Genomic DNA, 18531 nt, shown 5'->3' with positions numbered 1-18531 from the left:
GGCGCCTCCGATCCGCCCGGGATCCACCGTCCGCCGGCGCTCAAGCGGCGCTCAGTTCGTCGTCGAGGAAGGCGCGCACCGCCGCGCGATCGATGCCCGGGGCGATGAAGCCCTGCCCGATGCCGCGCGCCAGGATGAAGGTGAGCGCCCCGTCGCGGACCTTCTTGTCCTGGGCCATCGCCTCCACCAGGGCGTCGGCGTCGCCGCAGCCGCCGGGCACCGCCTGGAGCCGGGTCGGCAGGCCGGCGAGCGCGAGATGGTTGGCGACGCGGCCCGCGTCCTGGCCCGGGCACAGGCCGAGGCGGGCGGAGAAGCGGAAGGCGAGCGCCAGCCCGATCGCCACCGCCTCGCCGTGGACGAGGCGGGCGGATTCGTAGTGCGTCAGGCGCTCCAGGGCGTGCGCGAAGGTGTGGCCGAGGTTGAGCAGGGCGCGCTCGCCGTCCTCGCGCTCGTCGCGCACCACCACGCCGGCCTTGGCGCGGCAGCAGATCGCCACCGCCTCGTCGCGCTCCGGCCCGCCCGCGAAGATGCCGGCCCAATGCGCCTCGCACCAGTCGAAGAAGCCGGCATCGTTGATCAGGCCGTACTTGGCCACCTCGGCGTAGCCCGCCCGCATCTCGCGCTCCGACAGGGTGTCGAGGGTGGCCGTGTCGGCGAGCACGAGGCGGGGCTGGTGGAAGGCGCCGATGAGGTTCTTGCCGTGGGGCGAGTTGATCCCGGTCTTGCCGCCGACCGAGGAATCGACCTGGGCGAGCAGGCTCGTCGGCGCCTGCACGAAGCGCACGCCGCGCCGCAGGGTGGCGGCCGCGAACCCCGCCAGATCGCCGACGACGCCGCCGCCCAACGCCACCACGAGATCGTTGCGCTCCACCTTGTGGGCGAGGAGCCCGTCGCAGACCTCCGCGTAGGTCGCGTAAGCCTTCGAGGCCTCGCCCGGCGCCACGGTGACGGACCCCGAGCGCAGGCCCGCCGCCTCCAGGCTCCGGCGCAGGCGATCCCCGTAGAGGGCCGCCACGTTGGTGTCGGAGACGATGACGGCCGCCCGGGCCCCGAGTGCGGCGACGTGGCGGCCGGCCTCGTCGAGGAGGCCGCGTCCGATCAGGATGTCGTAGGCGCGCCCCTGGTCGAGGGGCACGCCGACGGTGAGGCGCTCGGTCACTGGGCGGCGATCCCTGTCTGCATGGGTCCGTTGAGATTGGCTCGGTTGAGGTAGGCGTCGAGGGCTTCCATGACGTCCTGCACCACCCGGTCGTGGGAGACGTCGCGCGAGATCACCTCCACGTCGGCGCCGGCATAGACGGGATGGCGAACCTCCATCAGTTGCCGCAGGGTCTCCTCCGGGTCCTCGGTCTGCAGGAGGGGACGTCCGCCGCGCTTGCGCACCCGGCGCATCAGCACGTCGAGCTCGGCCTTGAGCCAGATCGAGACGCCGCCCTCGGCGATCCGCGCGCGCGTGGTCTCGCGCATGAAGGCGCCGCCGCCGGTGGCGAGCACGAGGGGGCCCTCGCGCATCAGGCGGGCGATCACCCGCTCCTCGCCGTCTCGAAAACTCGGCTCGCCGTAGATCGCGAAGATGTCGGGAATCGTGAGCTTGGCCGCCGTCTCGATCTCGTTGTCGGCATCCTTGAACATCAGCCCCAGACGCGTGGCCAGGCGCCGGCCCACCGTGCTCTTGCCCGCGCCCATGAGACCCACGAGCACGATCGAGCGATGGCCGAGGGCCCGGCGCAGGCGCAGTTCGATCGGCTCGCCGCCGGCTGGGCCAGCCGGCGGTTCACCCGAGGGCGGCGCACCGCCCTGAGGAGGGATTTCGGTCATCACGGACATCAACACATCGTCTACACGTCGTTGGGCGGGTCTTAGCGCGTTTTCCGGTGCGGGCGAAGCACCCGGCGCGTGGGCGCGCACCGGAATGCCGCGCCCCCTGTGGCCGTGAAGTCATTGCCATCCGCGCCCGCCCGTGATGCAACCCGAAGCTTGCCGTCAGCCACGCTTGGCTTCCGAAAGTCATCCGGCTCCCGAGGCGCGCCCCCGTTTCAGCGCCGCACGATCGAGGTTCGTCCGAGTGCCGACCCTGTTCCGTTTCCTCGCCACCATCGCCATCCTGGGCGGCCTCGCCTTCGCGGGGATGTTCGCGCTGGCGACCTTGGTGGTGCCGACCCCGCGCGAGATGAGCGTGACCATCCCGGCCGCGAAGCTCCAGCCGCCGAACCGGTGACGGAGGCCGCCCCGCCCGCGCCAAGTGATGTCCCGCCCGGCGAGACCGTGCCGGGCGAACCCCTGATCCGCGACTATCTCGACATGCTCGCCGCCGAGCGGGGGGCCGCCGCCAACACCCTGTCCGCCTACCGGCGCGACCTCGCGGATTACCTCGGCGCGCTGGCGCGGGACGGGCACGACCCGCTCGCGATGGAGGCCGCCCCCGTGCGCGCCTACCTCGCCGGGCTGGAGACGCGGGGCCTCTCGGCGGCCTCCGCCGCGCGCAAGCTCTCCTGCATCCGGGGCTTCCATCGCTTCCTCTACGCGGAGGGCCTCGCCGAGGACGACCCGAGCGCGCCGGTCGGGGGGCCGCGCCGGGTGCGGGCGTTGCCCAAGGTGCTCTCGGTGGCGGAGGTCGACCGGCTGCTCACCGTGGCGCGCGAGGCCGCCAGCGCCGGTGCGTCCGGCGACACGCGGGGCATCCGCATGCTCTGCCTGATCGAGCTTCTCTACGCCACGGGCCTGCGCGTCTCGGAACTCGTCGCCCTGCCCCGCGCGGCGGCCTCCACGAAGGAGCGCTACCTCGTGGTGAAGGGCAAGGGCGGCCGCGAGCGGCTGGTGCCCCTCACGGAGATCGCGCGCGGCGCCATGCGCGACCACCTCGCCGGCCTGAGCGTCGAGGGCCCCTGGCTGTTTCCCGCCGACAGCGAGAGCGGGCACCTGACCCGGCAATCCTTCGCCCGCGACCTGAAGGGCGTGGCCTCCGCCGCGGGTCTCCGGGCCGACCGGGTCAGCCCGCACGTGCTGCGCCACGCCTTCGCGAGCCACCTCCTGCAGAACGGCGCGGACCTGCGCATCGTGCAGGAGCTTCTCGGGCACGCCGACATCTCGACGACGCAGATCTACACCCACGTCCTCGACGACCGCCTGAAGAGCATGGTCCGTGACCTGCACCCGCTGATGGACGAGTGAGCGAGGCCGCTCAGGCCTCCGCCTCCTCGTGCAGGGTGTCCTCGATGTAGAGCTGGGCCAGCAGCACCTTCACCACGGCCATGAGCGGCAGCGCCAGGGCGATGCCCCAGAGGCCGAAGATGACGCCGAGCACGAGCTGGCCGGCGAAGATCGTGGCCGGCGGAATGTCGAGCGCCCGCTTCTGGATGAAGGGCGTCAGCCCGTAGCTCTCCAGCGTCTGCACCGCGAGGTAGACCCCGAGCGCCCCGAGCAGCGCCGTGGTGCCGGAGGCCAGCGCGGCGAGCACGATCACCACGCCGGCGATCAGCGGGCCGATGGTGGGGATGAAGGCGAGCAATCCGGCCTGGAGCCCGAGGATGAGGGCGCCGCCGATGCCCAGGAAGGCGAGGCCCGCCCAGGTGCACAGGAAGATCACCGCCATGGTGATGAGCTGGCCGAACAGCCAGTGCCGCAGGGTCTCGCCCATGCCGTCGAGGAGGGCCGTGGCGCGCGCCCGGTGCGCGGGCGGCACGAAGCGCACGAGGCCGTCGCGGTAGGCGGCCGGATCGGCCGCCACCGAGAGGCCGAGGAAGACGATGACGAGGGCGTTGCCCAGGGCGCTGAATAGGCCGATGACCACGGTGGCCGCCGGCCCGAGCACGCTGCCCGCATCGGAGAGCAGCGAGCCCGGACTCTTCATCGCGCCGGAGGCGAGCCCCGCGAGGCCGCCGGGCTTCTGACCCGAGCCGGCGGAATCGTCCTCACCCTTGGTACCGGAATCCTTGGCAGCGGCATCCTTGGTATCCGAATCCTTGCCCCCCGAATCCTGGGAGCCCCCGGACTTCGCGTCCGCGCGCCGGTTGCCGGGCGCGATCTCGGGCACGTCGATGCCGTAATCCTTGAGCTTTTCGCGAACGGTGCCGGCTTGGGCCGCGACCGTCTGGCCGAGGTCGCGCCCCTGCTGCACGATGGTGGCGCCCCCGAAGGCGACGAGGCCGAGGGTGAATCCGGCGAGCGCGAGGCTGACGAGGCTGAGCCGCAGGCCCCGGCCCGCGGGCAGCACCTTGCCGAGGAGGCGCGTCAGCCCGTCGAGGAAGACCCCGAGCAGGATGCCGGCGAAGACCAGGAGCAGCGTCGAGGCCGCCATCCAGGCGAGCGCCAGGAGGGCGACGAAGGCCACGACGGCGATGCCGGAGACGGCCGGGGACCAGCCGCGGGGCTGGGGACCGGCGGAATCCCCGCTCAGGAAGGGAATGGGCATGAAGGGGTTCGGCTCCTGGCGCGCCTCGGGCACGGGGACTCGAGCACGGGGACTTGGGCACGGGGACTTGGGACTCGAGAACGGGGACTCGGGCACGGGATATGGACCGGCGGCGCCGGGGCTTCGGTGAGGATGTCACAAGGCCACGCTTCGGTTCCGTGCACACTCGGCCTCGGAAGGCTCGATCTTGGAAAGATCGGCCTTGGAAAGCTCGACCGTGAGGCGCCGGTCCCGAGGCGGCGCGGCCTAAGCCCAGCGGGCGGCGGCTTGGTCGTCGGCCTCCGTCGCCTCCACCCAGCCGCCCGTGGTGCCGTCGGCGAGATGCTCGCGCTTCCAGAAGGGAGCGCGCGTCTTGAGATAGTCCATCAGGAAGCTCGCCGCCTCGAAGGCGGCGATCCGGTGGCTCGACGCGGTGACCACGAGGACGATTCCCTCCCCCGGCGCCACGAGGCCGTGGCGGTGGATCACGCACACGCCCTGGAGCGGCCAGCGCGTCCGCGCGGTCTCGACCACGCGGCCGATCTCGGCCTCGGCCATGCCCGGATAATGCTCGAGTTCGAGCCCCGTGAGGCGCCCGCCCTCGTCGCGGCACAGGCCCGTGAAGGTGACGATGGCGCCGGCCCGGCCGCCGAGGTCGCGGCCGAGCCGGGCGATCTCGGTGGCCGCGTCGAAGGGCGCGCTCTGGATGCTGACGTCTGGCATGGACACCCCTCGGACTCCTCTCGGCCCCGCGCGCGAACGGCGTCCGCGCCGGCCCGCGCGCGGGCGGCAGACCGGCGATAGACCCTTGACGAGGCCCGGCGAACCTGCCCTGTCGGGCGCTCTATGCCCCCGAACGCCCGGCGACACCACCGGGATGCGAAGGACTTGTCCGCCGTGACGCCAGAGCTGATCCTGCCCCATGACGGCGCCCTGCCGGTCTTCTCGACCCGTCCGGTCTGGTGCGGGCGCGCGAGCACGGTGATCGGCGACGCCGCGATCGGCGCGCAGGCCTGGCTCGGGGACCACAGCGTGATCCGCGCCGACGGCAACCGCGTCGCCATCGGCGAACGCTTCTGGCTCGGCCACCGCTCCACCGTGCACATCGCCACGGACACCTACCCGACCCTGGTGGGCGACCGGGTGACGGTGGGCCGCAACGCCGTGGTGCATGCCTGCACGGTCGGCTCCGACGTGGTGATCGAGGACGACGTCATCGTGCTCGACGGCGCGCGCGTGGAGAGCGGCGTGCTGATCGAGGCGGGGGCCACGGTGTTCCCCCGGGCGCATCTCGCCGCCGGCTTCGCCTATGCGGGCAGCCCCGCCAAGCCCGTGCGCCCGATCACCCTCCCGGAGGTCGCCGAGCGGGCTGAGCGCCTGCGCGAGGCCTCGGGCGACCTGCCCCAGGCCCCCGCCGCCGACGAGCCTGAGCCGGAGCCGAGCGTCTTCGTGGCGCGCACCGCGCGCCTGCGCGGCCGGATCGCCCTCGGGGCCGGGGCGAGCGTGCTGTTCTCCTGCGACCTGCACGCCGAGGTCGGCCCCATCGTGGTCGGCGCCAACACCAACATCCAGGACAACAGCGTCGTCCGCACGCGGGGCGAGGGCGTCGTGCTGGGGCGCGACACCACGATCGGGCACAATGTGCGGCTCGCCGATTGCCGCATCGGCGCCCGCAGCCTCATCGGCATCGGCTGCGTCGTCGCGCCCGGCACCGTGGTGGCCGACGACGTGCTGCTGGCGGCCGGCGCCACCACCGATCCGGGCCAGCTCCTCGAGGGCGGCCATCTCTGGGGCGGGCGCCCCGCCCGCATCCTCGGCCCCCTCGACGCGGAGAAGCGCACGATGATGGCCCGCGTCGTCGAGGGCTACGTGGCCCATGGCCGGGCCTACCGCCAGGCGCAGGAGACGAGCCCGTAAGGGCGGGTCGAGGGCATCGGGGGGGCGCTACCACGGGCTCGACCGGCCGTTCGGGCACAATGACCGACGCGGGCCCGGGCGCATCGCCGGTCGCTGACGGCGGAGCAGGGTCCAGCGCGAGCCGGACCCGTTTCAAGGACGACGGCCCTTCGATCAGGCCGCCCGCAGCGTGGCGAGGAAGCGGGCGATCTCCGCGTCGAGGTGCCCCGATTCCCGCGACAATTCGGAGGCCGAGGCCAGGACCTGGGATGCAGCGGCCCCGGTCTCCTCCGCCGCCCCGGCGACGCCGGAGATGTTCTGCGTCACCTCGCCGGTGCCGATCGAGGCCTGGGCCACGTTGCGCACGATCTCCTGGGTCGCCGCGCCCTGCTGCTCCACCGCCGCCGAGATCGAGGTCGCGACGCCGCTGATCTCCTGAATCCGGGCGGTGATGCCGCTGATCGCCGTCACGGCCTGGGTCGTGGAGCCCTGGATCTGGCTGATATGACCGCCGATCTCCTCGGTGGCCCGCGCCGTCTGGTTGGCGAGTTCCTTGACCTCCGCCGCGACCACCGCGAAGCCGCGCCCGGCCTCGCCGGCGCGCGCCGCCTCGATGGTGGCGTTGAGCGCCAGCAGGTTGGTCTGGCCCGCGATCGTGGTGATCATCGTCACCACGTCGCCGATCCGGGCCACGGCCGCGTTGAGGGCCTGCACGAAGGTCGCGGTCTGGGCGGCCTCCGCGACGGCCGCCTGCGCCATCATGGCCGAATTGCTGACCTGGCGTCCGATCTCCTGCACGGAGGCGCCGAGCTCCTCGGCCGCCGCCGCCACGGTGGTGACGTTGGAGGCCGCCTCCTCGGCGGCCGCCGCGACGCTGGTGGACTGGTTGGCGGTCTGGGTGGCGGTGCCCGCCATGCTCTGGGCCGTCGCCTGCAGGGCGGTGGCCGAGCGGGTGACGGTGGCGATGATGCCGCCGACCGTGCTCTCGAGGCCGTCCGCCAGGGTCTGCATCGCGGCCCTGCGCTGCGCCTCCGCGCCGGCCCGCGACAGGGCCGTCTCGGCTTCCAGGGCCTTCATCCGCACCAGCCCGTCCTTGAACACCTGCACGGCGTCCGCGATGGTTCCGATCTCGGTCCTGGCCCCCTGGTGCGGGACGGTCACGGAGAGATCCCCCGCCGCCAGGGACTGCATCGGCCGCACGACGGCGTCGATGCCGCGCGTCACCCCTCGGATGATCAGGCACGCGGACAGGACGGACAGCACGACCGCGCCGATGACGGCCCAGAGCCCTAGGCTCCGGGTCTGCTCGAAGACGGCCTTGCTCCGGGCCTGCGCCGCGACGGCACCGGCGTTGTTCAGGGCCGCGAGCTTGTCGAGGGCGTTCGATGCGGCGCGGCGGATCGGCAGGCCCTTGGTTTCGTAGAGGGTGAAGGCCTCCGCCTTCTGTCCGTTGCGCGACAGCTCCAGGATGGTGTGGCGCACCACCAGGAAGTTCGCCGCTTCGCGCAGGTAGGTCTCGTAGAGCGCCCGCTCCTCGGGGGAGCTGATCATCGGCTCGTAGGCGGTCCGGCGCGCGTCCAGCATCGTGCCGAACCGCTCGAGATCGCCCTCGATGGCGGCGATCAGCTTCGGCTCGGTGGCCTGCGTGTGCCGCAGGACCACGGCGCTGGTGCGCGCCGTGAGCGTATCGATCTCGCCCAGGACCCGGATGCTCGGCAACCAGTTCGTCTCGATCTCGACGGCCTGCTCCCGCATTCGCTGGGTCCCGACGAGGCCCAAGCTCCCCAGCCCGACGACGAAGAGGGTCAAGGTGAGGAACGCGGCGATGAGCTTGGTACGGATCGACAGGGCTTGAAAGGACACGACGGACCTCATCCGGACTGCCGTTGGGGCAAGACGATCTTGCGCGGCAGGAGGCGGACACTGGATTCGAATGATTAAGGTTTCGCGTAAAATGAGATCGGATTATCAGCGCGCGCCGGACGTGGATTCGGCGACGCCCCCAGCGGATGGAACCGTCGATCAGGAGCGGCGTCTCCGACGTCTTGAGGCCGCGCCGCCGGATTCTTGCGGCGTCCGTCCCGAGTCTTGGCTGGTTGTTTCCCCTTGGCTGGCCGTTTCCCCGCGGATCAATCCGATCTCGCAGGACCGGGACGTGCCGGCCCGACCTCCACCGAACCGAGAAACCGCCCGACCAGGAGTCGAGCGAGATCGCGCGGGGATTCGGGCGTGAGAACCGCGAGTTTTCGCGATGTCGAGAGCGAGGCGAGGCCGTGCAGGCTCGCCCACAGGGTCGCCACCGCCTGCCGGCGCTCGTCGGCATCGGGGATCATCGGCTGGAGCACGCGGTCGACGAGGTCCGTGGTCCGGGCCAGGGCCTGCGCGTACCAGTCCGGAAAGGCGCTGTCGGGGGCGAGCTGGTGCTCGAAGACCAGGCTCCAGACCTGCGGGTCGGCGCCCACGAAGGCGAGATAGGCATCCGCCACCGCGAGCGCGTTGGTGCGGGGCGAGGCCTCCGGCGCCACGGCCGCCGTGAGCATCGCGTGCAGCCGCTCCAGGGTGCGGGCGTTGACCCGCATCACCACCGCGTCGAGGTCGCCCACCGCGTTGTAGATCGAGTTCGGCGCGTAGCCGATGGTGCTGGCCAGCCGCCGCATGCCGAGGCCGCGCAAGCCCTCGTGCCGGACCAGCCCCTCGGCGGCCTTGGTGACGAGGGCGAGGAACTCCTCCCGGTTGTGCTCGCCACGCGGTCCGGTGCCCCGCTTCTCCATCCGCGCCATCGTGGCTCCCCTTCGCCTTCGTATCCCGGCAGGCGCTCTCCGTGCGCCGCGAGACCCCGCCCGTGCGTCCCCGCACCCGGCCGCCGCCGAGATTGCACGACGTGCAATCCGGCGATTGCACAGCCCCCGCGGCGCGTCTAGATTTTGAACATCGTACAAAGGACGAGCGGTTCAGGATTTGACGCTATGGCGTCGGGCGGGCAGTCATGCCGCGTTTCGATCCTGCGTCGCCCCAAGCCCGCGCGTCCGAGGAGACCGTCATGTTCCACACCTTGATGACGACGCGCCGCTTCGCACCCCTGTTCTGGTGCCAGTTCTTCTCGGCCTTCAACGACAACTTCCTCAAGAACGCCCTGGTGTTCCTCATCCTGTTCAAGGTCGGCGGCGCGGGCGGCGGCTCGCCGCTGCTGGTGACCCTGGCGGGCGCCGTGTTCATCGGCCCGTTCTTCATCCTCTCCGGCCTCGGCGGCCAGATGGCCGACCGCTACGACAAGGCGCTCATCGCCAAGCGCCTGAAATTCGCCGAGATCTTCGCCGCCGCCGCCGCCGCCCTCGGCTTCTGGATGCATTCCGTGCCGGTGCTGTTCGTGGCGCTCGGGCTGTTCGGCACGATCGCGGCCCTGTTCGGGCCGATCAAGTACGGCATCCTGCCCGACCACCTGCGCCGGGACGAACTCACCGCCGGCAACGCGCTGGTCGAGGCCGCGACCTTCCTCGCCATCCTGCTCGGCACCATCGTGGCCGGTCTCGCCACCGCGATGGGCGGGGGCGCCATGGCCTTCAGCGGGATGATCATGGTGTTCGCCGTCCTGTGCTGGCTCTCGGCGCGGGCGATTCCCGCCACCGGCGAGGCCGCGCCGACGCTGCGCATCGACCCGAACGTCGCCCGCTCCACCGCCGCGCTGCTGCGCGACATCTGGGGCGACACCCGGATGTGGCGCGGCTCGCTTATCGTGAGCTGGTTCTGGCTCGTCGGTGCCGTGATCCTGTCGCTGCTCCCCGTGCTGGTGCGCCAGAGCCTCAACGGTTCCGAGACCGTGGTGACGACCCTGCTGGCGGTGTTCTCCATCGGCATCGCGGTGGGCTCGGGCCTCGCCTCCTGGCTCGCGAGCGGCCGCATCGTGCTGCTGCCCACGCCCATCGGCGCCCTGTTCATGGGCCTGTTCGGCCTCGACCTCGCCTGGACGGTGGGGCACCTCCCCCCCGTCTCCGGCGATCCGCTGGGCGCGTGGGACTTCCTCACCACCGGCACGGGCCTGCGCGTCACGATCGACCTGTTCGGCCTCGCGGTCGCCGGCGGCCTCTACATCGTGCCCTCCTTCGCCGCCGTGCAGGCCTGGACGGACAAGGACAAGCGCGCCCGCGTCATCGGCGCCGTCAACGTGCTCACCGCCGCCTTCATGGTGACGGGCGCCCTCGGGCTCGCCGCCCTGCAGGGCGCCGGCTGGTCGATGGCCGCGCTGCTGACCCTGCTGGGCGTCCTCAACCTCGTGGCCGGGATCGTCATCCTCGCGGTGCTGCCCACGAGCCCGTTCCGCGACTTCCTCTCGATCCTGTTCCGCGCCTTCTACCGGCTGGAGGTGCGCGGCCTGGAGAACGTCGAGAAGGCGGGGCCGAACGCCATCGTCGCCCTCAACCACGTCTCGTTCCTCGACGCGCCGCTCGCGCTCTCGCTCCTCGACCAGGAACCCGTCTTCGCCGTCGACCACGGCATCGCGCAGCGCTGGTGGGTGAAGCCGTTCCTGGCGATCACCAAGGCGATGCCGCTGGACCCGACCCGCCCGCTCGCCACCCGCACCCTGATCAACGCGGTCAAGAACGGCGAGACCCTGATCATCTTCCCCGAGGGGCGCCTCACCGTCACCGGCAGCCTGATGAAGGTCTACGACGGGGCTGGGCTCATCGCCGACAAGTCCGGCGCCATGGTGGTGCCGGTGAAGATCGAGGGCCTGGAGAAGACGGTCTTCTCGCGCCTCTCGAAGAACCAGGTGAAGCGCCGCTGGTGGCCGAAGGTCACCGTCACGATCCTGCCGCCGGTGGCGCTCGCCGTGGACCCGGCCCTCAAGGGCAAGGCCCGCCGGCAGGCGGCGGGCGCCGCGCTCTACGGGATCATGTCCGACCTCGTCTTCCGCACCACCGACATCGATCGCGGCCTGATGCAGGCCCTCGTCGACGCGGGCGAGCGCCACGGCTGGCGCCGCACGGCGGTCGAGGACCCCTTGGGAACCTTGAGCTATTCCCGCCTCGTGATGGGCGCCAACATCCTGGGCCGCAAGCTCCAGGCCCTCGGCGCCCCGGGCAAGCCCCTCGGCGTGATGCTGCCCAACGCCAACGGGGCGGCGGTGACGCTGTTCGCCCTGGCCTCGGCGGGCCGGGTGCCGGCGATGATCAACTTCTCGGCGGGGGCCGCCAACATCCTCTCCGCCTGCCGGACGGCCGAGGTCGACACCATCCTGACCTCGCGCGCCTTCGTCGAGAAGGGCCGGCTCGGGCCCCTCGTCGAGGCGATCAGGGGCACCGTCACCCTGGTCTACCTGGAGGATGTCCGGGCCGGCATCACGACGGGCGACAAGCTCCGGGGCTTCCTCGGCCGGCGCGCGCCCCTGGTGGCGCGGGCCGGCGGCGACCCGGCCGCGATCCTGTTCACCTCCGGCTCGGAGGGGGCGCCCAAGGGCGTGGTGCTCGCCAACCGCAACATGCTGGCCAACACCGCGCAGGTCGCCGCCCGGATCGATTTCGGGCCGAGCGACAAGGTCTTCAACGTGCTGCCCGTGTTCCACGCCTTCGGGCTGACGGCGGGCCTCGTGCTGCCGCTGGTCTCGGGCGTCCCGGTCTACCTCTACCCCTCGCCGCTGCACTACCGGATCGTGCCCGAACTCATCTACGGCTCCAACGCCACCGTCCTGTTCGGCACCGACACCTTCCTCGCCGGCTACGCCAAGACCGCGCATTCCTACGACCTGCGCTCGCTGCGCTACGTCGTGGCCGGGGCCGAGGCGGTGAAGGAATCCACCCGCAGGACCTGGGGCGAGAAGTTCGGCCTGCGCATCCTGGAGGGCTACGGCGTCACCGAGTGCGGCCCGGTGGTCGCCCTCAACACGCCGATGTTCAACCGCTTCGGCACGGTGGGCCGCCTGCTGCCCGGCCAGGACTGGCGCCTGGAGCCGGTGCCCGGCATCGAGGAGGGCGGCCGCCTGTCCCTCCGCGGACCCAACATCATGCTGGGCTACCTGCGGCCCGAGCGGCCCGGCAGCGTCGAGGCGCCGCCGGAGGGCTGGCACGACACCGGCGACATCGTCGCCATCGACGCGCAGGGCTTCGTCACGATCAAGGGCCGGGCCAAGCGCTTCGCCAAGATCGCCGGCGAGATGGTGTCGCTGGCGAGCGTCGAGGCCATCGCGGCCGAACTCTGGCCGGACGCGCCGAGCGCGGTGGCCGCCGTGCCGGATGCCCGAAAGGGCGAGCGGCTGGTGCTGTTCACGGAGGCCAGGGACGCGACGCGGGCCGCCTACCAGAGCTTCGCCAAGGGCAAGGGCGCGCCCGAGATCGCGATCCCCGCCGAGGTGGTGGTGCTCGACCGGGTGCCGATGCTCGGCACCGGCAAGGTCGATCAGGTCAGCGTGGTCAAGCTCGCCCGCGAGCGGGCCGCCGGCGAGGCCCCCGCCGCCGCGTGACCCCCGGACCGGTGCGGGCGGGCGGCTTTCCGGCCCCGCGCGAGCCTTCGCGCCCGCGTGGACGCGCGTTCGGCCGGACCGCGCCGGAGGTTTCTCCGGCCCGGCCGCGCGGGCGCGAATTGGGACACAGGGACAAGAGTTCTGGACTCACGGACCAAAGCGCGGACGCCATCGCGCCGGGCAATCCCTTATGATCCGCTTCGCAATCCGGGCTCGCCAGACGAGACCCGGGCCGGGGGAGGGATCGCCCGCTCGCGACGCGGGCGAGGCTGGATCTCGGATGACCAGCGATAAGCACGATGACCGCGGACATACGCAAGATCCGGTCCCACGACCTCGAAACCCCCGGTGCGCGGGACGCGGAGCGCGAGCCGGCGGTGCTCGGCTGCCTCGCCCTGCCCTTCAACGACAACGCGCGCGAGGCGAACGCGCGCGAGGACGGCGCGCGCGGGTCCCGGGCACCGATCGAGAGCGAAACCCCCACGGGGGACGACCACCCCGCCGCCCCGCCCGCGACGCTGGTGGGCGAAGGCCCGCGCACCCGCCGGGGCGGCCCGCTCGTCACGCGCTGGATCGGTTTTGCCGCCCATCGCCGCGCGAATCAGGCGCGGACGAACCGGATGCGCGACCTCGCGTCCGGACGATCGGGGCGCTGATCCGACGGTCGGCGCGGCCTCACGGCGCCGTCGCCGCGCCGGCACCCAGGCCGATCAGCGCCTCGGCGAGCGCATCCACCTGATCCACCGTGTGCGCCGCCGAGAAGGCCACCCGCAGCCGGGCGGTCCCCGCCGGCACCGTGGGCGGGCGGATCGCCACGACGAGGAAGCCGCGCGCCTCCAGGGCGGCCGAGAGCGCCAGGGCCGCCTCCGCCGCCCCGACCAGGACGGGAACGATCGGGCTCTGCGCCTCGGGCAGGCCGAGGCGCGCGGTGAAGCGGCGCGCCAGGGCCAGGGGCCGGGCCGCCCGTTCGGGCTCCGCCTCGACGATCTCCAGGGCCCGGAGCGCCGCCGCGGCCGAGGCCGGCGGCAGGCCGGTGGTGTAGACGAAGCTGCGGGCCCGGCTCGTCATCAGGTCGATGACGCCCCGCGAGGCGCAGAGATAGCCGCCATAGGACCCCAGCGTCTTCGACAGCGTGCCCATCTCCAGGGGCGCCCGGGCGCCGGCCTCCACCACGCCGAGGCCGTGGGCATCGTCCACCAGGGTCCAGGCATCGTGCGCGGCGGCCGCCTCCAGGATGGCGGACAGGGGCGCCCGGTCCCCGTCCATGCTGAACACCCGCTCGGTCAGGACCAGCGCCCGCCCGTGCCGGCCGCGCCGGGCGCTCAAGAGGCCGCGCAGGTGGTCGACGTCGTTGTGGCGGAACCGCAGCATCGTCGCGCCCGAGACCTGCGCGCCGGCGAACAGGCAGGAATGGCCGAGCGCGTCGATGAGGACGAGGTCCTTGGGGCCCGCCAGGGCCGGCACGATGCCGAGATTGGCCATGTAGCCGCTGCCGAAGACCAGGGCCGCGTCCTTGCCCTTGTGGGCGGCGAGCCGCGCCTCCAGGGCCGCGAGCACGGGGTGGTTGCCGGTGACGAGGCGCGAGGCGCCCGCCCCCGCGCCGTAGCGCGCCAGGGCCTCCTGGCCCGCCGCGATCACGCGCGGGTCGTCGGACAGGCCGAGGTAATCGTTGCAGGAGAACGACACCAGCGCGCGCCCGCCCCGCCGGGCCGCCGGGCCGGGGCCGCGCGCGGTGTCGACGAGCCGCCGGCGCAAGGACCGGGCATCGAGATCGGCCAGGGTCTCGCGCGCGAAGGCATCGAGGCTGGAACTCTCGGCCCCGGACCTCTCGGCCGCCGAACTCTTGGCCGCCGAATTCTTGGCCGCCGAATTCTTGGCCGCAACGGTTTCCGATGTGGGGCGGACGGTGGACATGCCCTTCGAAGGGGCCGAGCGACCCGCCCTTGTCAAGGCGCAGGCCCAGGCGCAGGCCAAGATGCCGGCCAAGGCAGCAGGCGATGCATCGGCGCCACGCCGGGACGCGCCGGAGCGGGGCCGCGCGGCGAACCCGGGTTCCGAGCCGGGCAGTTAACGGCTTCGCAATGCGATGCTGCGTAGGTTCAGCGCCAAGGGGCGCCCGAACCATGGCGCGCCGGCAAATTCCAGCAGCGCCGTGCGCCTCGCACCGGCTCTTCCCCGACGGAGCACACCGACCCATGGCCCTCGATCTCGGCATGCCGATCCTCGTCGTCGACGATTATCAGACGATGGTCCGAATCATCCGCAACCTCCTGAAGCAGCTCGGCTTCGAGGAAGTCGACGACGCGTCCGACGGCACCGCCGCCCTGGCGCGCCTGAAGAACCGCAAGTACGGCCTCGTGATCTCCGACTGGAACATGGAGCCGATGACGGGCTACGAGCTCCTGCGCCACGTGCGCGCCGACGAGGCCCTGCGCACCACCCCGTTCATCATGGTCACCGCCGAGTCGAAGACCGAGAACGTGATCGCGGCCAAGAAGGCCGGCGTGAACAACTACATCGTCAAGCCGTTCAACGCCGCCACGCTGAAGAGCAAGATCGAGGCGGTCTGCGGCGCCTGAACCGGAACGCGAGGCGGCCCAGAAACAACGAGATCAGGGGAGCGGGAGTCGATGGCACTCGCCAAGCAGGCGCGGCAGGCGGGCGCCGGGTCGAACAAGCCGACATTGATCCGTGAACTCGTCGAAATCGCGGATTACATCGCGCATCTCCGCAACGAGATCGCGGCGCTCCGGGCCAATGAACTCACCCGCGATCGCCTGCCGATGGCCCACGAGGAACTCGGCAGCGTGGTGGCCGCCACGGCCGGCGCCACCAACTCCATCATGAACACGGCCGAGGAGATCCTCGGCCTGCCCGACGACGGGAACTACCGCGCCACCGTCGAGGCGCGCATGAACGACATCTTCGAGGCCTGCACCTTCCAGGACATCACCGGGCAGCGCATCGCCAAGGTGGTGGAGGCCCTGCGCCATCTCGAGAGCCGGCTCTCGCGCTTCGCCAGCGCCGTCAAGGCCAAGGACAAGGGCGGCATCGACCCGGAGGAGGTGGAGCGCCGGGTCCGCAACGAACTCCTCCTGCTCAACGGCCCGCAGCTCAACGGCCCGGCCGTCGCCCAGGACGAGATCGACGCGCTGTTCGCCTGAGCGCAGCCCCCGATCACCAGACGAGGCGCTCGATCACCGCATCCGGCCTGACCGCCTGCCGGTCGAGCCACTCGGCGATGTCGCCCAGCGAGGCCTGCGCGGCCGAGACCCCGAGTTCCTCGGCGTGGATGCCGCGCGCCACCAGCAGGTTGGGAATTCCGAAACCGGCCGCACCGGCGATGTCGGTGCGCAGCGCGTCGCCGATGGCGAGGACGCGGGCCGGCTCCGGGGCGCACGCCCCGTCGAGCCCCCCCGCCAGCTCCAGGGCCGCCTCGTAGACGGGACGATGCGGCTTGCCCGCATAGGTCACGGCCCCACCGAGGGCCTCGTAGGCCTCCGCGATGAGTCCGGCGCAGGGGATGAGCCGGCCGCCGCGCTCCACCACGAGGTCGGGATTGGCGCAGATCATCGGAACCGCCCGCGCGCGCAGGGCCTCCAGCGTCGCGCGATAATCCTCCGCCGTCTCCCGGGTGTCGTCGAACAGGCCGGTGCAGACGACGCGGTCCGCCGCCTCGGCGCGGACCAGGGTGAGGTCGAGGCCGGTGAAGATCGGGGCGTCGCGCTCCGGCCCGAGATGGTGGATGCGCGCGCCCGGATACGCGGCGATCAGGCTGCGGGTGAGGTCGCCCGAGGTCAGGATCGCGTCGTAGGCCTCGCGCGGGATGCCGAACCCGTCGAGGATCGTCCGCACCCCCGCCCAGGGGCGCGGTGCGTTGGAGACCAGGACCACCCGGCGTGGGCGCCCGGCCCCGGGCCGGGCGCGGAAGCGCATCAGCGCGTCGCTGGCCCCCGGATGGGCGTTGGTGCCGTCGTGCAGCACGCCCCAGACGTCGCACAGGATGAGGTCGTAGCCCTCGGCGATCGCCGCGAGGCCCGGCAGGGTCGGCACAGGCTCCGGCACGAGGCGTCCCGGCACGGAGGAACCTGCGGGCGTATCGGTCATCGGCGGGCCTAACCTGGGGCGTGGGGTTCGGGGAACGTCGGGCGGGAACGCCGTCCGGTTAGGCGGGACGCGCCGGAAAATCAAACGCCGCCCGGCGGTTCGGCCTCAGACCGGTCGATCCCCTCGGGATGGCGGATCCGGGCTTCGCTCAGCCGGCCCGGCGCAGGAAATCGCGGAACGGGCGGCGCTGCGGCGGCTCCGGATCCTCGTTCGGCGGCGGGGCCGGCCGCGGCGCTTCGGGCGGGGGCGCGTTGAGCACCTCGGAGCGCACCACGCGGGCCGGCGCGAAGACGGCGCCCTGCGCCAGGGGCACGTCGAGCTCGATCAGGTCCGGCACGTCGGCCTCGCGCGTGACCCCGTCCGCGACGAGGCGGATGCCGGCCCGCGCCAGGGCGGCGACGAGATCCTCCAGGGCGATGTCGGGCATCGCCTGGCGGGAGCCCGGCCGCAGCAGCAGGTCGGCGGGCACCTTCACCTGGGTCACGCCCCGGTCGGCGAGCGCCAGGGGGTCGAGGCGCAGGTCGAGGGGCCGGTCGAGGATGAAGCCGAGGCGGCCGCGCAGGTCGGCCAGCGCCCCTGACTGCTCGGCGTCGAGGCTGCGCCAGCTCGCCTGCGGCAGGGCCAGCATCACCCGGCCCGACAGGTCCGGCTCGCCCTCGACGAGGCGCCCGAGGGAGCGCAGGAAGCCCGGCTCGAACAGCGAGCGCGGCGACAGGCCGTAGGCCACCGCCGCCAGGCTGCCGCGCCCCGCGAGGTGGCGGGCGATGGTGGCGACCTGCTGCAGCATGCGGCGGTCGAGGTCGGTGGTGCGCCCGTGCCGCTCCAGCACCGGCACGAAGATGTCGGGGCTCAGGATCTCGGAGCCGGGGGGGCCCGATCCCGAGGCGGCGCCCGGCAGTCGCAGGCGCGCCAGGGCCTCGTAGGACACCACCTTGCGCTGGGGCAGCGACACGACGGGCTGGAGATGGACCTCGAGTCCCGGGCCGTCGAAGGCGGCGAGCAGGGCCGCCTCGCGCTCGGGATCGCGGTCAGGCGGCGCGATCCGGCTCAGGGTGCGCGGCGTCCAGGGCGCGGCCGGCGGCTCGGCCGATTCCCGGAGCCGGGACGGCACGCCCTCGGGAACGCGCGGCGCCGGGGCGGCGGTCCGCGGCGGGAGCGCGACGGTCGCGGCGGGCGCGGGTGGGGGAGCCGCCTTCAGGCCGGCGATCGCGTCGTCCTGCGCCGCGACCACGGCGGCGAGTTCGCGCACGATGCCGCTGAGGAGGCCGATCTCGGCCGTCACCTCCTCGATCTCGGCGCTGAGCGGCGCGGTCTCCGGCACGGCCGCGATCCGGCTGGCGGCAGAGGCTCCGGCATCGACGGCGCGCACCTGCTGCTCGGCGATGGCGCGGGTCACCGCCTCGATGCGCACGAGGCGCTGGGAGAGCACGTCGAGTTCGCCCGAAAGCTTGTCGCAGCGCTTGCCGAGCCGGCCCGCGCGCCACTGCGCCACGAGGGCCAGGACGAGGCCGAGGCCGGCGAGCGCGAGGCTCGCGCCCAGGGGGGTGAAGACGGCCAGGGGGCCGATGAGGCAGAGCCCGAGAAGACTCAGGGCCCAGACACTCGTACGCCGGCCGACGATCCGGGCCATCGAAATACGCGATCCTCGAACGCTGTGAACGGGGGCCGGGGCCTCCCGCCCCGC

16 protein-coding genes are annotated in these 18531 nt (G+C 72.6%); 7 read left to right on the top strand and 9 right to left on the bottom strand.

What is annotated here, in order from left to right; all coding sequences use genetic code 11:
• Positions 1-40 precede the first annotated feature (40 nt).
• Both aroB and MKK54_RS08085 read right to left on the bottom strand, forming a co-directional pair.
• Positions 41-1159 (bottom strand): 3-dehydroquinate synthase, encoded by a 1119-nt coding sequence (gene aroB, locus MKK54_RS08090; RefSeq protein WP_244010271.1) that lies wholly within the window; start codon positions 1157-1159, stop codon positions 41-43.
• Complete coding sequence (locus tag MKK54_RS08085; protein ID WP_244010270.1) at positions 1156-1827, bottom strand: shikimate kinase; 672 nt, start codon at positions 1825-1827, stop codon at positions 1156-1158. The genes aroB and MKK54_RS08085 overlap by 4 nt, the downstream gene beginning before the upstream one ends.
• A gap of 238 nt (positions 1828-2065) precedes the next feature.
• On the opposite strand from MKK54_RS08085, the gene MKK54_RS08080 reads away from it, so the two are divergent.
• Positions 2066-2218: a histidine kinase gene (locus MKK54_RS08080; protein WP_244010269.1), complete on the top strand. Its 153-nt coding sequence runs from the start codon at positions 2066-2068 to the stop codon at positions 2216-2218.
• Between the two features lie 47 nt (positions 2219-2265).
• Positions 2266-3171: a site-specific tyrosine recombinase XerD gene (locus MKK54_RS08075; protein WP_313898376.1), complete on the top strand. Its 906-nt coding sequence runs from the start codon at positions 2266-2268 to the stop codon at positions 3169-3171.
• Positions 3172-3181: 10 nt separating this feature from the next.
• Here MKK54_RS08075 and MKK54_RS08070 read toward each other — a convergent pair whose 3' ends face one another.
• Both MKK54_RS08070 and MKK54_RS08065 read right to left on the bottom strand, forming a co-directional pair.
• Entirely contained in the window at positions 3182-4411 is a 1230-nt protein-coding gene (locus MKK54_RS08070) for an AI-2E family transporter (RefSeq protein ID WP_244010268.1), read from the bottom strand.
• 246 nt (positions 4412-4657) lie between these two features.
• Positions 4658-5113 carry a molybdenum cofactor biosynthesis protein MoaE gene (locus MKK54_RS08065; RefSeq protein ID WP_244010267.1) on the bottom strand — a complete coding sequence of 152 codons (456 nt, stop codon included), beginning with the start codon at positions 5111-5113 and terminating at the stop codon, positions 4658-4660.
• Positions 5114-5287: 174 nt separating this feature from the next.
• On the opposite strand from MKK54_RS08065, the gene MKK54_RS08060 reads away from it, so the two are divergent.
• The gene (locus MKK54_RS08060) at positions 5288-6307 is read left to right on the top strand and encodes a gamma carbonic anhydrase family protein (protein WP_244010266.1); all 1020 of its coding nucleotides are present in this window, start codon (positions 5288-5290) and stop codon (positions 6305-6307) included.
• 153 nt (positions 6308-6460) lie between these two features.
• On the opposite strand, the gene MKK54_RS08055 is transcribed toward MKK54_RS08060, so the two are convergent.
• Positions 6461-8149 carry a methyl-accepting chemotaxis protein gene (locus MKK54_RS08055; RefSeq protein WP_244010265.1) on the bottom strand — a complete coding sequence of 563 codons (1689 nt, stop codon included), beginning with the start codon at positions 8147-8149 and terminating at the stop codon, positions 6461-6463.
• 266 nt (positions 8150-8415) lie between these two features.
• Positions 8416-9057, bottom strand: coding sequence for a TetR/AcrR family transcriptional regulator (locus MKK54_RS08050; RefSeq protein WP_244010338.1), 642 nt, complete (start codon positions 9055-9057; stop codon positions 8416-8418).
• Between the two features lie 269 nt (positions 9058-9326).
• Between MKK54_RS08050 and MKK54_RS08045 the strand changes: the two genes are divergently transcribed.
• On the top strand, positions 9327-12740 hold the full coding sequence (locus MKK54_RS08045; RefSeq protein ID WP_244010264.1) for an acyl-[ACP]--phospholipid O-acyltransferase: 3414 nt from the start codon (positions 9327-9329) through the stop codon (positions 12738-12740).
• Between the two features lie 299 nt (positions 12741-13039).
• Positions 13040-13396 (top strand): hypothetical protein, encoded by a 357-nt coding sequence (locus MKK54_RS08040; protein ID WP_244010263.1) that lies wholly within the window; start codon positions 13040-13042, stop codon positions 13394-13396.
• A 19-nt stretch (positions 13397-13415) separates the two neighbouring features.
• Here the strand turns inward: MKK54_RS08040 and MKK54_RS08035 are convergent, their stop codons facing one another.
• Complete coding sequence (locus tag MKK54_RS08035) at positions 13416-14654, bottom strand: aminotransferase class I/II-fold pyridoxal phosphate-dependent enzyme (RefSeq protein WP_244010262.1); 1239 nt, start codon at positions 14652-14654, stop codon at positions 13416-13418.
• Between the two features lie 281 nt (positions 14655-14935).
• Between MKK54_RS08035 and MKK54_RS08030 the strand changes: the two genes are divergently transcribed.
• Both MKK54_RS08030 and MKK54_RS08025 read left to right on the top strand, forming a co-directional pair.
• Positions 14936-15319, top strand: a complete 384-nt coding sequence (locus MKK54_RS08030; protein ID WP_018046001.1) for a response regulator — start codon at positions 14936-14938, stop codon at positions 15317-15319.
• A gap of 51 nt (positions 15320-15370) precedes the next feature.
• Positions 15371-15904, top strand: coding sequence for a protein phosphatase CheZ (locus MKK54_RS08025; RefSeq protein WP_244010261.1), 534 nt, complete (start codon positions 15371-15373; stop codon positions 15902-15904).
• Between the two features lie 13 nt (positions 15905-15917).
• Here MKK54_RS08025 and MKK54_RS08020 read toward each other — a convergent pair whose 3' ends face one another.
• A complete protein-coding gene (locus MKK54_RS08020; protein ID WP_244010260.1) occupies positions 15918-16847 on the bottom strand; it encodes a TIGR01459 family HAD-type hydrolase in 930 nt (309 codons plus the stop codon).
• Positions 16848-16995: 148 nt separating this feature from the next.
• Entirely contained in the window at positions 16996-18477 is a 1482-nt protein-coding gene (locus MKK54_RS08015; RefSeq protein ID WP_244010259.1) for an EAL domain-containing protein, read from the bottom strand.
• Positions 18478-18531: the final 54 nt, after the last annotated feature.

Origin of the sequence: Methylobacterium sp. J-068, from assembly GCF_022829445.1 — a bacterium.
In the GTDB taxonomy this organism is placed as follows: domain Bacteria; phylum Pseudomonadota; class Alphaproteobacteria; order Rhizobiales; family Beijerinckiaceae; genus Methylobacterium.
The sequence above is the reverse complement of the archived record's forward strand: the minus strand, read 5'-3'. Positions and strand labels throughout refer to the sequence as shown.